Consider the following 13,659-nt stretch of genomic DNA (forward strand, 5'->3'; position numbering starts at 1 on the left):
TAGGTGACCGCCAGCACGGTGGGCAGGCCCATCCGGGCGGCGTAGGCCAGCACCGCCGTCGCCGCCTCGGTGGCGTAACCGTTGCCCCAGGCGTCCGGGTGCAGGTGCCAGCCGATCTCGGTCTCGTCTGCCGGCTCCAGCGGGTCGCCGGAGGCCATCAGCCGGATCAGCAACGCGGTGCCGAGCAGCCGCCCGCTGCGGCGGTCCTGGATCGCCCAGATCGCGTGCCGGTCGTCCTGCCGGTCGCGCCAGCCGGCCAGCTTCGCCAGCGCCCCGTCGAGGTCGCGGACCGGTTGCGGATTCGCTCCCAGGAAGCGGTAGACCTCCTGGCGTGAGTACATGTCGAGGATGAAGTCGGCGTCCTTGTCCTCCCACTCGCGCAGCAGGAGGCGTGGAGAGATCAGTGACCGCATCGCGGCAGCGTAACCGCGGAACAGCAACCGGTCACGAGTTGCGCCGTTGGAAGGGGCGGAGGCTGTCCGGCAACGACGTGGAGGACTGACAGCGTGAGCCCGGATCAGCTGGTGACCGGCATGGACTACGGTCGGCACGTGCCCGAAGAGCCTGCCCCGTCGCTGCCCGGTGCGGTCATGGACCCCGCCGGGACCGATGATGCCGCCGAACTCGCCCCGGCGGAGGCCGATTCCGGCAAGTTCACCGTCCGGCTGGACAACTTCACCGGCCCCTTCGACCTGCTCCTGCAGCTGATCGGCAAGCACAAGCTGGACGTCACCGAGGTGGCGCTGCACCAGGTCACCGACGACTTCATCGCCTACATCCGGGCGATGGGCGACGACTGGGACCTCGGCGAGGCGAGCGAGTTCCTGCTCGTCGCGGCCACCCTGCTGGACCTCAAGGCGGCCCGGCTGCTGCCCGCCGCCGAGGTCGAGGACGAGGAGGACCTGGCCCTGCTGGAGGCTCGCGACCTGCTCTTCGCCCGGCTGCTGCAGTACAAGGCCTACAAGGAGGCCGCCGCGCACATCGCGAACCTGGAGGAGAGCGGGGCGCGCCGCTGGCCGCGGATGGTGTCGCTGGAGCCGAGGTACGCGGAGGCGCTGCCCGAGCTGGTTCTCGGCATCGGCCCGGAGCGCCTGCTGAAGATGGCGCTCAAGCAGTTCCTGCCCAAGCCGGGCCCGCCGCAGGTGTCGATCGCGCACATCCACCAGGTGCGGGTCAGCGTCCGGGAGCACGCCGCCCTGCTGCGCGACCGGATCCGCCGGGCCGGGTCGGCCACCTTCAGCCTGCTGGTCGCCGACTGTGAGAACACCCTGGAGGTGGTGGCCCGCTTCCTGGCGCTGCTGGAGCTCTACCGGGAGGGCCTGATCGACTTCGAGCAGCCGGTGTCGCTGGACGAGCTGACCGTGCGCTGGATCGGCGGCGACGACGACGGCGGTGAGCTGGACATCGACGACTACGAGGGCAGCAAACCGGCGCCCGAGGGGGCCGATGATGCCGCGAAGGCCACCGGTTCGGACGAAAGCACCCCGGACGAGCTTGACGCGCCCCGGTCCGATGGTGATCTTGGCGTGGGTGACGTTCCGGCCGGTGGACCGTCGGCGGTGGAGGAGACATCGTGAGCAGCGAGCAGCGTCCCGATTCCCTGGCGGCGCAGGCGGCCGCGTGGGTGCCGCCGTGGGAGCGCAACCGGGAGCCGGACCGCGACTACCAGGACGAGCACGCGGAGCTCGAGGAGCTCGAGCCCGACGGGCTTGTTGAGCCCGGCGAGCTTGAGGCCGAGGAGTTCGAGGCCGAGGAGTCCGAGCCCGAGGAAGCCGAGCCCGAGGAAGCCGAGCCCGAGGAGTCCGAGCCCGAGGAAGCCGAGCCCCAGGAGAGCGAGTTCGAGCCGGCGCCCGAGCCGGCCGACGACGAGGTGCTGTCGCCGGTGGCGATCGACGCGCCGCATGAGCTGCCCGGCGAGGACGACGAGGAGCCGGAGCCGACCGAGGTCGAGCCGGAGCCGGAGTTGCCGGTGCCCGAGCCGATCGAGGAGGCCGAGGAGGAGGCCGGACCCGAGGAGCAGGCGGTTCCGGTGGACGTGCCGGTTCCGGACGACGCCGCCGCCCCGCCGGTCACCGTGCCGGCGCAGGCGCGGGGCAACCGGCACCACCAGGCCCCGGACGACGGCGAGCTCACCCGTACCCCGGTGATGTTGGACGAGGCCGAGCTGGCCGCCGCCCTGGAGTCGATCATGCTGGTGGTCGACGAGCCGACCGGCGAGCTTCAGCTCGCCCAGGTCCTGGAGCAGCCGGTGGAGCGGGTGGCGCGGGCGCTGGAGAACATCTCCGCGCGCTACACCGCGGCCGGCCACGGCATCGACCTGCGGCGGGTGGCCGGCGGGTGGCGGCTCTACACCCGGCCGGAGTACGCGGCGTACGTCGAGCGCTTCGTGCTGGACGGGCAGTCGGTGCGCCTCACCCAGGCCGCGCTGGAGACACTCTCGGTGGTCGCCTACAAGCAGCCGGTGACCCGTTCGCGCATCTCGGCCATCCGCGGTGTGAACTGTGACGGGGTGATGCGTACGCTGGTCACTCGCGGCCTGATCGAGGAGTGCGGCACCGAACCGGAGACCGGGGCATACCTGTACCGGACGACGACGTTGTTCCTCGAGAAGCTCGGCCTCAACTCGGTCGACCAGCTGCCGCCGCTTGCTCCGTTCCTGCCCGACGATGTGGAAGAAGTGCTCGATGCCTCAGGCTGACACCGCCGAACGCCTCCAGAAAGTCCTGGCGGCGGCCGGTGTTGGATCCCGGCGCGCCTGCGAAGATCTGATCTTCCGGCGGCGCGTCACCGTCAACGGCCGGGTCGCCAAACTCGGCGACAAGGTCGACCCCGCCACGGCGGAGATCCACGTCGACGGGCAGCGGGTGATCACCAACACCAAACTGGTCTACGTCGCGCTGAACAAGCCGCGCGGCGTCGTCTCCAGCCTCGACGACGAGAAGGGCCGCACCGAGCTGGCCGACTTCCTCGGGGCGAACTTCGAGCAGCGCCTGTTCCACGTCGGCCGCCTCGACGCCGACTCCGAGGGCCTGCTGCTGTTCACCAACGACGGCGGGCTGGCGCACAAGCTGATGCACCCGTCCTACGGCGTCTCCAAGACCTATCTGGCCGAGGTGGTCGGGCCGCTGCCGCGCAGCGTGGGCCGGGCCCTGCAGTCCGGGGTCGAGCTGGAGGACGGCCCGGCGAAGGTCGACAGCTTCCGCCTGGTCGACGCGATCGGCAAGACCGCCCAGGTGGAGATCACCCTGCACGAGGGCCGCAAGCACATCGTGCGCCGGATGATGGACGCCGTCGGGCACCCGGTGACCCGGCTGGTGCGCACCGCGGTCGGCCCGATCCGGCTCGGTGACCTGCGCCCGGGTGGCTTCCGCCACCTGTCGAACGCCGAGGTGGCCGCCCTGTTCAAGGCTGTCGGCGACGGGGAGTGACCCCGGCCGGCAGGTGATCGTCGAGCAGGCTGATCAGGGCGCGGGCAGCCGCGCCCGGCGTCCGGTCGGTGGGCACGGCCAGTGACAGCGGCCAGCTCAGGCCGGCGCCGGCCACCGGCAGCGTGACCACGCCGTCGAGATCCGGGCCGGTCAGGATGAAGCGGGGCAGCAGCGCGATGCCGAGGCCGTGCCGCACGTGGGCGGCCCCGGTGGCGATGTCGGCGATCTCGATGGTGACCCGGCGGGGGACACCGGCGGCGGTGAACGCGCGGTCGGTGACCGCCCGGTTGCCGTAACCGGCCGGCGAGTCGATGAAGTCCATCCCGGCCAGCTCCTCGATCGCGACGGTGGTGCGCCCGGCCAGCGGGTGACCGGCCGGGACGACCAGGTCCATGTCGGAGGCGGCCAGCTCGATCAGCCGTACGCCGGCCGGCCGCGCGCCGGGCAGCGAGACGAACGCCAGGTCGAGCCGGTGCTCGACGATCGCCTCGACCAGCCCCAGCGAGCCGGACGTGGCCGCGCTGGTGCGCAGCAGCACGCCGGGGTGCCGGCGGTGGTACTCGCCGAGCAGCGCGGGCAGGTCGATGACCCGGATCGAGGTCAGGGTCCCGATCCGCAGCGTGCCCCGCAGCCCGCCGCTGACCTCGGCGACCGCGTCGCGGGCGTCCCGGGCCGCGTCCAGGGCGGCGCGGGCCCGCGGCAGCAGGGCGGCGCCGGCGTCGGTGAGCAGCACCCGTCGGGCGTTGCGGTCCAGCAGGGTGGCGCCGAGCTCGCGTTCCAGCGTCTTGACGGCCGCCGACACCGCGGACTGCACCACGTGCAGCCGGGTCGCGGCACGGGTGAACGACTGCTCCTCGGCGACGGCGACGAAGTATTCGAGCTGACGGAGTTCCACACCTGCAAGTATCAACAACGCAGATGGGATCAAGCTCGAACTTTCGTTGCCGGTGATGATCGCCCGGCAGACAGTGGCCGCATGACCGCATCGACCGCGACGCCGGCCCGGCTGCACGCCGGATTCTGGGCGATCGCCCTGGCGTTCCTGACCGCCATGGCCTTCTCCACCGTGCCGACCCCGCTCTACCCCCTCTACATGGCACGTGACGGCTTCTCCACCTTCACGGTCACCGTCGTCTTCGCCGTCTACTCGCTCGGCGTGGTGGTCAGCCTGCTGCTGGCCGGGCACGTCTCGGACCGGATCGGCCGCAAGCGGATCCTGCTCCCGGCGCTCGGCCTGGAACTGCTCGCCGCCGTGCTGTTCCTCACCGGCACGTCGCTGCCGGTCCTGCTGACCGCCCGGTTCGTCACCGGCCTCGGGGTCGGCATGATCACCGCGACCGCGACGGCCCACCTGCAGGAACTGCACGCGGCACACCGGCCCGGCGCGTCGCGCCAGCGGTTCGAGGTGGTCTCCACCGCGGTCAACAGCGGCGGGCTGGGCCTGGGCACTCTCGTGACCGGTCTGCTTGCCCAGTACGGGGCCGCGCCGCTGCGTACGCCGTACGTCGTCTTCGTCGCCCTGCTGGTGCTGAGCGTCGCCGCCGTGGCGCTGACGCCGGAGACCGTGCCGCCGCAGGCGGCGAGATATCGCTACCGGCCGCAGCGGATCGGCGTGCCCGGCGACCGGACCACCTATCTGGCGGCGGCGGCCGCCGCGGTCGCCTCGTTCGCGGTGTTCGGCGTCTTCACCTCGCTCGCGCCCGGTTTCGTGGCCGGCACCCTGCACCACCCGTCGCGGGCGCTGGCCGGCGCGGTGGTGTTCGCGGTCTTCGGCAGCGCGGCGATCGCGCAGTCGCTGACCGGTGGGCTCAGCGGCCCGGCGAAGACCACGCTCGGCCTGCTCGCCCAGGCCGGCGGCATCCTCACCCTGGTCGCCGGGATGCACACGGCGAGCCTGGTCACCTTCCTGATCGGTGGCATGGCGGCCGGCGTCGGCGCCGGGGTGCTGTTCAAGGCCGCGCTCGGCTCGGTTGCGGCGAGCGCCGCCCCGGCTGAGCGGGGCGCCGCCCTGGCCGGTCTCTTCCTGCTGGCCTACCTGGGACTGGGCCTGCCCGCAGTGGGCCTGGGCATCGCCACCCAGGTGCTGCCCGCGGTCACCGTGATGACCTGGTTCGCCGCCGTGCTGCTGCTCCTGCTCGCGGCGGTGGCCCTGCTGAGCCGGGGCCGCAGCCGCCCGGCCGGCCGGCTGCTGCGCCCGGCCGCCTAGTCACCCGCCGCGGGGTAACCGTGCGCCTGCAGGACGGTCAGCAGGCGCCGGTCCCAGGCCTGTTCGTCGGCGTCGCGCCAGCGGTGCCCGTGCGGGCACTGCCAGTTCGGCGCATCCGCGGAGACCACGCAGCCACCGAGCGCCAGGTCACCCTCGGCGGCGGCCCGCTGCGCCTCCGGCGCCGGAAGACCGAACATCAGGGGTACGCCCGGAGCACCGCAGTCGGGGCAGGAAACGATCACCCCCGGAACGGTACCCGGGAACCGCCGCCCTAACCGGTGGCGATGGACGGCCGTGGCCGAGCCGGATAGCTTCGACGGGCATGACCGAGAAGTGGATTCCGGCACTGGCCCGATACGCCCAGCGGCTGCACGCCACCGCCGGTGCGCGGCATCACGTGGCGTCACCGCTGGGGGCGTGGCTCGTGCTCGGGCTGGTCGCCGCCGCCGAACCCGCCGGTGACGACCTGGCCGAGGCGCTCGGCATGGAGCCCGGCCCGGCCGCGCACCTCGCGCGAGCCCTCCTCGACAAGCCGCATCCGCTGGTCGCCGCGGCGTCCGCGGTCTGGTACGCACCGGGCCGCGCCGACCCGGAGCCGCTCGCCGGCTGGAGTTCCGCGCTGCCCGCGGCGACCGAGTTCGGGCCGCTGCCCGATCAGGCCGCGCTGGACCGCTGGGCCAGCGAGCGCACCTTCGGCCTGATCGACCGGTTCCCGATCGAGATCACCCCGCAGGTGGTGCTACTGCTGGCGAGCGCGCTGGCGACCAGGCTGAGCTGGGACGTCCCGTTCGACGTGGCGCCGGCGCCGACCCTGGGCGGCGCCTGGGCCGGACAGCTGCGGCAGGTGCTGCGCACGCCGCCGGCCGGGCACACCGCCTTCGTGGCGCAGTCGCGGCACGCCGGCGAGGTGATCGTGCACGTCGCGCCGGCCACCGACGACGAGTCGGGGGCGGCGGTGCGGGTGGTGTCGGTGGCGGCGGCCCCGGACGTGCCGCCGGACCGGGTGATCGCCGCCGCCTACGAGATCGGGCCGGACGTCGGGGCGGCCACCCGCACGTCGCTGTTCGACCTGCCACTCGGCGAGGGTCCGCTCTGGACGATCCGGGAGGAGCGGGCCGCCATGCACTCCGCCGAGCAGGTCAGCGCGGTGCTGCCGTGCTGGTCGGCGACGAGCAGCCACAACCTGGCGGCGCCGCAGCTCGGCTTCTCCGCCGCCGCCGGGGTGCTGGGGCAGCTGCTCGGCATCGACCCGGAGTTCGAGGCCAAGCAGGCGGCGATGGCCCGGTTCGGCCGGTACGGCTTCGAGGCCGCCGCGGTCACCGGCTTCGCCACGCTCACCTCGATGCCGGCCGAGCGGGCGGTGCGGTTCGCCGAGTTGCGGTTCGCCCATCCGTACGCGGTGGTCGCGGTGACCGATCAGCCCGGGCCCTGGCAGGGGGTGCCGGTCTTCTCCGCCTGGGTGGCCGAGCCGGAGGACGAGCCGGAGGCCTGACCGGTCAGCGGACCGGGACCGGGGCGGCGAGCACCGCGTCGATCTGCTCGGCCGGGGCCGGGCGGGCGAAGTAGTAGCCCTGGGCGTAGCGGTAGCCGAGGTCGTGCAGCCGGGTGGCCTGGTCCAGGGTCTCCACGCCCTCGGCGACCGCGCGCAGCCCGAGGGTGCTGGCGATCGTGCTCAGCGAGGTGGCGATGGCCTCCTGCTCGGCGGTGCCGTTCAGGTCGTCGATGAACGACTTGTCGACCTTCAGGGTGGTGACCGGGCAGGTCCGCAGCAGGGTCAGCGAGCTGTGCCCGGTGCCGAAGTCGTCCAGGGCCACGCCGACGCCGAGGTCGCGCAGCTCGCGGACCGTGCTCAGGGCCGCACCGCCGGCGAAGACCGCGGTCTCGGTGATCTCGATGGTGATCCGGTCCGGGGCCAGCTCGTGCCGGTGCAGGGCGTCGGCGACCAGACCGGGCAGGTCCGGGTCGAGCAGCTGGCGGGCCGAGACGTTCACGTTGACCCGGGGGCTGTTCGCGCCGTGCCGGCGCTGCCAGGCGGCCGCGTCGGCGCACGCGGTGTCGATGATCCACGCGCCCAGGTCGATGATCAGTCCGCTGTGCTCGGCGACCGGGATGAACTCGGCCGGTGACACCACCGGGCCGTCCACCGGGTGCCAGCGCACCAGTGCCTCGACGCCGGTGATCGCCCCGCTGGGCAGCTCGACGATGGGCTGGTAGAGCAGCCGGAACTCGCCACGCTCCAGGCCGCGCCGCAGCGCCGCGGCGAGCTCGGCGTGGTGCTGGGCGGTGGCGTCCAGTTCGGGGGAGTGCTCGCGCTGCCGGTTCGTGCCGGTCAGCTTGGCGGCCTGCAGCGCCAGCTCGGCGCGGCGCAGCAGATCGGGCACCGCGTCGCCGTCGCCGGTGGCCACCCCGACGGTCACCGTCACCAGCAGGTCGTGGCCGTCCACCCGCAGCGGGGTACGGAACGCGGCCAGCAGCGCCTCGGCGACCCCGGCGCGCTCGCCCGGCAGCAGCACGCCGAACTCGTCGCCGAGCAGGCGGGCGGCGACCGCGTCCGGGCCGGCCACGGCGGCCACCCGTTCGGCGGCGGCGCGCAGCAGGGCGTCGCCGGTCTCGTCACCGAGCCGGTCGTTGAGGGCGGCGAACCCGTCCAGGTCGCAGACCGCGACCGTGGTGGCGCCGCCGCGACGGGCCAGGCCGGCGGTGAACAGCCGCCGGTTCGGCAGGCCGGTCAGGTCGTCGTGGTGCGCCTGCGCGTCCAGGCGGTCCAGCAGGGCGTTGTTGTCCGACAGCGCGGCGAGCTGGCGGACCAGCACGAGCAGGGTCAGCACCACCGAACCGCCGGCCAGGCCGGGCGGCAGGTGGCCGACCCGGAGGGTGACGGAGATCAGCAGAATCGCGGTGACCGCGACGGCCGCGTACGGCACCGGGCTGACCTGCCGCCAGATGCCCAGGTGGCCGGCCTGCCGTTGGGTCTGCTCGGGCGCCGGGCCGGCCGGTTCGAGACCGGCCCGCACCTGCAACCGGGCGGCGGCGGTGATCAGCAGACCCGCGGTGGGCAGGGTGACCACGGTCAGGTTCAGGAACATCCGGCTGTCCAGCAGCGGCGCCACCGCCCAGGAGAGCGGCCCGAGCAGGCCGATCGGCGCCAGCGCCCAGAGCGCCCGCCGGTTGACCGCGCCGCTGCGGGTGACACCCACTTTGATCACCGCGACCACGGCGCAGCTGGCGGCGGCGAGCACCACGACCAGCATGGTGATCTCCAGGCTGCCGCTGCCGGACGGGCTCCGGGTGGCCACCAGGAAGTGGCTGATGATGATCGACGCGGCGACCGCGACGACCGCGATGTCCAGGCACATCGCCACGGTGGCGCGCCAGGTGCGGCGCGGCCGGGGCAACTGGATCAGGGCCAGCACGCCGACGGCGACCGCGCACAGGTAGAGGACGGCGGTGAACGGGCTCATCGCGTCCGGGTGGCCCGTGCTGATGCTGTCGAAAGCCTGCCCGACGGTGGCCGCGGTCAGCAGCGCCGAGGTGACGGCGAGCCGCCGCCAGAAGGCGCGGGCCGGGCCCTCCCCGCTGTGCGCGGCGACCGCGCAGGCCAGCGAGGCGGTGGCGGCCGCGCCGATGGTGGACGGCCAGAGCAGCCACAGCGGCGAGCCGAGCCGGCGGGCGAAGATCCCGAGCACGGCGCCGGCCAGGAACCACCCCACCGACATGATGAGCACCTGGGTGGCCGCGGAGGCCGGACGCGACGAGGGTCTCATCATGCCCGGCCTGATCGGCAGCGACCGGTACCGGCTGAGAGTTCAGCCGGCGGTCAGCAGCTTCTTCTGCACCTTGCCCATGGCGTTGCGGGGCAGCCCGTCGACCAGGTGCACGACGCGCGGCCGCTTGTGGGCGGCGAGCCGCTCGGCGACGAACGTGATCAGCTCCTCCGGGGTGACCGGGCCGGCCACCACGAACGCGGTGATCTGCTCGCCGAGGTCGGCGTGCGGGACACCGACCACGGCCGCCTCGCGGACCGCGGGGTGCAGCAGCAGGGTGTCCTCGACCTCGCCGGCCCCGACCCGGTAGCCACCGGTCTTGATCAGGTCGGTGGAGGCTCGGCCGACGATGCGGTGCCAGCCGTCCGGGCCGACGGTGGCGACGTCACCGGTCGGGAACCAGCCGTCGACCAGCTCCGGCGGGGCGACGGCGCCGCCGCGCAGGTAGCCGTCGAGCAGGGTCGGGCCGTTCACCTGCAGGTGGCCGATGGTGACGCCGTCGTGCGGCAGCACCGCGCCGGCCTCGTCGACCAGGCGGGTGCCGACGCCGGGCAGCGGCAGCCCGACCTGGCCGGGGCGGCGGTCGCCGGCGGCGCGGGCGCTGATGGTGATCAGGGTCTCGGTCATGCCGTACCGCTCGACCGGGGCCTGGCCGGTGAGGGTGTGCAGCCGGTCGAAGACCGGGGCGGGCAGCGGGGCGCTGCCCGAGACGAGCAGGCGGGCGCCGGCCAGGGCACGGGCCGCGTCGGGGGCGGCGGCGATCCGGGACCAGACGGTGGGCACGCCGAAATACAGGGTGCCGGCGGCCTCCGCGTACGCCTGCGGGGTGGGCCGTCCGGTATGGATCAGCGGGGAGCCGTGCCGCAGCGGGCCGAGCAGGCCGAGGACGAGCCCGTGCACGTGGTAGAGGGGCAGGCCGTGCACCAGGGTGTCGCCGGCGGTCCACTGCCAGATGCCGGCCAGCGCGTCCAGGTCGGCGGCGATCGCGGCGCGGGAGATCACCACGCCCTTGGGCAGGCCGGTGGTGCCGCTGGTGTAGAGGACGAGAGCCGGCTGCTTCGCATCCGGCTCGGGCGGGACGCTGCCGGGTCGCACGTCGGCGACGGACATGACCGGTACGCCGGAGCCACCCGCCGCGGCCGGGTCGTCGGAGAGCAGCAGGGCGGCGCCGGAGTCGCGCAGCAGGTGGCCGCGCTCCAGCTCACCGGCGTCCGGGGGAACCGGCACGACGGGCACCCCGGCGAGCAGGGCGCCGGTGATCGCGACGACCGTGGCCGTGGTGGGGGTGGCGTGGACGGCGACGATCGGGGCGCCGGCGATCCGCTCGGCGACGCCGGCGGCCCGGCCGAGCAGGTCGTGGCGGGACAGGGCGCCGTCGGGGGTGACGACGGCGCCGGCGCGGTCCGTGTCGTCGTGCAGCGCGGCCAGCAGGGTCATGCCTCGGATGATGTCACCTCGGGTGGGCGGGGCGTCCCCCCTGACCGTGGCCGCGCGACCCGGCATCCGCATCGGCGGCCGTGACCCGGTCTCGCCCGGCACCCCGCGATGGTGACCCGGCGCTTACGCCCGGCGCCCGCGCCGGCGGCCGGGACTCCGTGCCCAGGCCGCGCCGTGGCCACGGGCATGGGTAGTGGGGCGGGACTCGTAGGCCGTACCGAGAGGGGGTGAATTTGCCGTGAGCCGGCGGTGATGGTGGGTGAGGGACCGATTGCCCCCCGTGATCGGCGCTGGTTAGCGTCGGCGGCATCGCCGGCTGAGGAGGGGCATTTGTCCGATCGGGCCCGCTGGCGGGATCTGCTCAGGCTGACCCGCGGCTACCGGCGCTGGATCGGCGCGGCGGCGGGGCTGAGCCTGCTCGGTTCGGCGCTGGCGCTGGCGCAGCCGCTGATGGCGGGCAAGGCGGTGGACGCGGCGGCCGGTGGGCACGTGCCGTGGCCGGTGTTCGCGGCGCTGGCCGGGCTGTTCATCGCGCAGGCCGCCGCGCTCGCGCTGGCCCGATACGTGCAGGCGCACACCGGCGAGACCATGACCCGCGACCTGCGGCACGCCGTTACCGGGCACCTGCTGAGGGTACGGCTGTCGGCGCTCGACCGGGTCCGCACCGGCGACGTGATCGCCCGGGCCTGCGGGGACACCACGATCGTCAAGACCCTGGTCGCGCAGAGCCTGGGCACCGGGGTCGCCGGAGTGGTCGGCCTGGTGGCGGTGGTGCTGCTGCTGGGCTGGCTGGACCGCTGGCTGCTGTGCCTGGTGGCGGTGCTGTTCGCGGTGGCGGTGGGCAGTCTGCTGGCGGTGGTGCGCCGGCTGCGGGTGGCGTCGCGCAGCGCGCAGACCGCGGAGGGCACCCTGCTGGCCGATCTGGAACGGGTGCTCGGCGGGATCCGGACCGTGCGGGCGTGCCGGGCCGAGCCGGTGGAGGCGGCCCGATTGCACAGCTCGGCCGGCCGCGCCTACCGGGAGAACCTGCGGATGGCCGGGCTGGTCGCGTTGAGCGGGCCGACCAACGACCTGGCGGTCAGCGGGGCGTTCCTGGTGGTGCTGCTGGTCGGGGCGACCCGGGTGGCGGCCGGGGAGACGACGCTCGGCCGGCTGGTCGCCTTCACCCTGGCGATGACCTATCTGGCGGCGCCGATCTACGAGATCTTCCAGGCGGTCAGCGCGGTGCAGCAGGGCTCCGGGGCGCTGCACCGGATCAACGAGGTGCTCGCCCTGCCGGTGGAGCGGGACCGGCCGGTGGCGGTGGTGCCGGTGGGCCGCCCGGAGCCGCCGGTGCTGGAGTTCCGGGACGTGTGGTTCGGCTACGACCGGGCGCGGCCGGTGCTGCGCGGCATCAGCTTCGCGGTGCCGTCGCGCGGGCAGGTCGCGCTGGTCGGGCCGTCCGGCACCGGCAAGTCGACGATCTTCGCGCTGGCCGAGCGGTTCTACGAGCCGGACCGGGGGGTGGTGCTGGTGCGCGGGCGGCTGCTGCCCTATGCCCGGCATCGCGCCCTCGTCGGCCTGGTCGAGCAGGACTGCCCGCTGCTGGCCGGCACGCTGCGCGACAACCTGCTCTACGGCGCGGGCCCGGCCGGCGACGACGACCTGGCCCGGGTGCTGGCGATGACCGGCCTGACCCCGGTGGTGGCGGCGCTGCCGCGCGGCCTCGACACCCCGGTCGGCGAGCGCGGCAGCCGGCTCTCCGGCGGGCAGCGGCAGCGGGTGGCGATCGCCCGCTGCCTGCTGTCCCGGCCCGAGCTGATCCTGCTCGACGAGCCGACCGCCCACCTCGACCCGGACGGCGAACAGGCCCTGGCGGCCGCGCTGCGGGAGGTGGCCCAGGTGTGCGCGCTGGTGGTGATCGCGCACCGGTTCTCCACGGTGCGCTCGGCCGACCGGGTGCTGGTGCTCGACGGCGGGGTGGTGGCGGCCGAGGGCACGCACGAGGAGCTGCTGCGGACGAGTCCCTACTACCGGAGGCTGGCCGCCGGCGTCCCGGCGCAGCGCCACCGGGCGTTCTCGTGATCCCACCAGCAGCGCTCGCAGATCAGCGGGGCCGGCTCGGCGGCGACGAACGCCTCGTCGGCGACCCAGGCGGCGTACTGGTCCGCGCCCATCGTCGCGATCAGCCCGGCGGTCTGGCTGGCCTGCGCGGCCAGCGCCTTGACCTTGCGGGACAGCGTGACCGGATCGAGGGTGAGGTGCAGGGCCAGCTCGGACTCGCGCCGGACGACCGGATATCCCGGCACGAAGACGTCGAAGCGGTCGTTGACGATGCGCCACTGGCGCGCCCAGTCGCCGGTGATCGCGGACTGCAGCAGGCGGGTGCGCGCCGGCGCGGCCCGGTCGACGGCGGCCGCGGTCCAGCGGCCGACGGCCTGGTGGTCCGGGTGGCCGGTCTGCCCGTCCGGGCCGAAGGTGACGACGGTGTCCGGCCGGACCGCGTCGATCAGCTCGGCGATCCGGGCGACCGCCTCGCCGGGCGGCACCCGGTCGCACTCGCCGTCGCGGTAACCGAGCCAGTGGTGTTCGGTGACGCCGAGCACGTCGAGGCAGTCCCGCAGCTCGACGGCGCGCTGCTCGGCGAGCCGGTCGGCCGGCCAGCGCTCCGGGTCGGTGGTGCCGCGCTCGCCGTGGGTGGCGGTCACGCACACCACCCGCGAGCCGGCGTCGCGGGCCAGGGCCATCAGCCCGCCGGAGAGATACGCCTCGTCGTCGGGGTGGGCCCAGACGCCGAGGACGGTGCCGAGGCCGGCGATCTGGTTCATGGGGTCCTCCGTTGCTC

General features: G+C 74.3%; 12 protein-coding genes. 6 read left to right on the top strand and 6 right to left on the bottom strand.

Translation table 11 applies throughout. From position 1 onward, the window contains the following. A partial coding sequence (locus tag AB0F81_RS34890; RefSeq protein WP_360204177.1) for a GNAT family N-acetyltransferase occupies positions 1 to 413 on the bottom strand: 413 nt, incomplete at its 3' end. Positions 414 to 590: 177 nt separating this feature from the next. Between AB0F81_RS34890 and AB0F81_RS34895 the strand changes: the two genes are divergently transcribed. From AB0F81_RS34895 to AB0F81_RS34905, 3 genes are all read left to right on the top strand, one after another. Further along, positions 591 to 1,577 carry a segregation/condensation protein A gene (locus AB0F81_RS34895; protein WP_360204231.1) on the top strand — a complete coding sequence of 329 codons (987 nt, stop codon included), beginning with the start codon at positions 591 to 593 and terminating at the stop codon, positions 1,575 to 1,577. Between the two features lie 293 nt (positions 1,578 to 1,870). After that, positions 1,871 to 2,698, top strand: a complete 828-nt coding sequence (gene scpB, locus AB0F81_RS34900) for an SMC-Scp complex subunit ScpB (RefSeq protein ID WP_360204233.1) — start codon at positions 1,871 to 1,873, stop codon at positions 2,696 to 2,698. Next, the gene (locus AB0F81_RS34905) at positions 2,667 to 3,428 is read left to right on the top strand and encodes a pseudouridine synthase (protein ID WP_360204179.1); all 762 of its coding nucleotides are present in this window, start codon (positions 2,667 to 2,669) and stop codon (positions 3,426 to 3,428) included. The genes scpB and AB0F81_RS34905 overlap by 32 nt, the downstream gene beginning before the upstream one ends. Here the strand turns inward: AB0F81_RS34905 and AB0F81_RS34910 are convergent. After that, positions 3,403 to 4,323 (bottom strand): LysR family transcriptional regulator, encoded by a 921-nt coding sequence (locus AB0F81_RS34910; protein ID WP_360204181.1) that lies wholly within the window; start codon positions 4,321 to 4,323, stop codon positions 3,403 to 3,405. The genes AB0F81_RS34905 and AB0F81_RS34910 overlap by 26 nt on opposite strands. A gap of 81 nt (positions 4,324 to 4,404) precedes the next feature. On the opposite strand from AB0F81_RS34910, the gene AB0F81_RS34915 reads away from it, so the two are divergent. Beyond that, entirely contained in the window at positions 4,405 to 5,634 is a 1,230-nt protein-coding gene (locus tag AB0F81_RS34915; RefSeq protein ID WP_360204183.1) for an MFS transporter, read from the top strand. On the opposite strand, the gene AB0F81_RS34920 is transcribed toward AB0F81_RS34915, so the two are convergent. Continuing rightward, the gene (locus tag AB0F81_RS34920; RefSeq protein WP_360204185.1) at positions 5,631 to 5,876 is read right to left on the bottom strand and encodes a hypothetical protein; all 246 of its coding nucleotides are present in this window, start codon (positions 5,874 to 5,876) and stop codon (positions 5,631 to 5,633) included. The genes AB0F81_RS34915 and AB0F81_RS34920 overlap by 4 nt on opposite strands. Before the next feature lie 80 nt (positions 5,877 to 5,956). On the opposite strand from AB0F81_RS34920, the gene AB0F81_RS34925 reads away from it, so the two are divergent. Continuing rightward, positions 5,957 to 7,126, top strand: a complete 1,170-nt coding sequence (locus tag AB0F81_RS34925) for a hypothetical protein (protein ID WP_360204187.1) — start codon at positions 5,957 to 5,959, stop codon at positions 7,124 to 7,126. A gap of 4 nt (positions 7,127 to 7,130) precedes the next feature. Here the strand turns inward: AB0F81_RS34925 and AB0F81_RS34930 are convergent, their stop codons facing one another. After that, positions 7,131 to 9,350, bottom strand: a complete 2,220-nt coding sequence (locus AB0F81_RS34930) for a bifunctional diguanylate cyclase/phosphodiesterase (RefSeq protein ID WP_360204189.1) — start codon at positions 9,348 to 9,350, stop codon at positions 7,131 to 7,133. Positions 9,351 to 9,440: 90 nt separating this feature from the next. Further along, complete coding sequence (locus AB0F81_RS34935) at positions 9,441 to 10,835, bottom strand: AMP-binding protein (protein WP_360204190.1); 1,395 nt, start codon at positions 10,833 to 10,835, stop codon at positions 9,441 to 9,443. Positions 10,836 to 11,165: 330 nt separating this feature from the next. On the opposite strand from AB0F81_RS34935, the gene AB0F81_RS34940 reads away from it, so the two are divergent. After that, positions 11,166 to 12,899 carry an ABC transporter ATP-binding protein gene (locus AB0F81_RS34940; protein ID WP_360204192.1) on the top strand — a complete coding sequence of 578 codons (1,734 nt, stop codon included), beginning with the start codon at positions 11,166 to 11,168 and terminating at the stop codon, positions 12,897 to 12,899. Here the strand turns inward: AB0F81_RS34940 and AB0F81_RS34945 are convergent. Continuing rightward, positions 12,845 to 13,642: a PIG-L family deacetylase gene (locus AB0F81_RS34945; protein WP_360204194.1), complete on the bottom strand. Its 798-nt coding sequence runs from the start codon at positions 13,640 to 13,642 to the stop codon at positions 12,845 to 12,847. The two genes, AB0F81_RS34940 and AB0F81_RS34945, sit on opposite strands and share 55 nt — an antisense overlap. Positions 13,643 to 13,659 lie beyond the last annotated feature (17 nt).

It is taken from the genome of Actinoplanes sp. NPDC024001, from assembly GCF_040638955.1.
Taxonomy (GTDB): domain Bacteria; phylum Actinomycetota; class Actinomycetes; order Mycobacteriales; family Micromonosporaceae; genus Actinoplanes.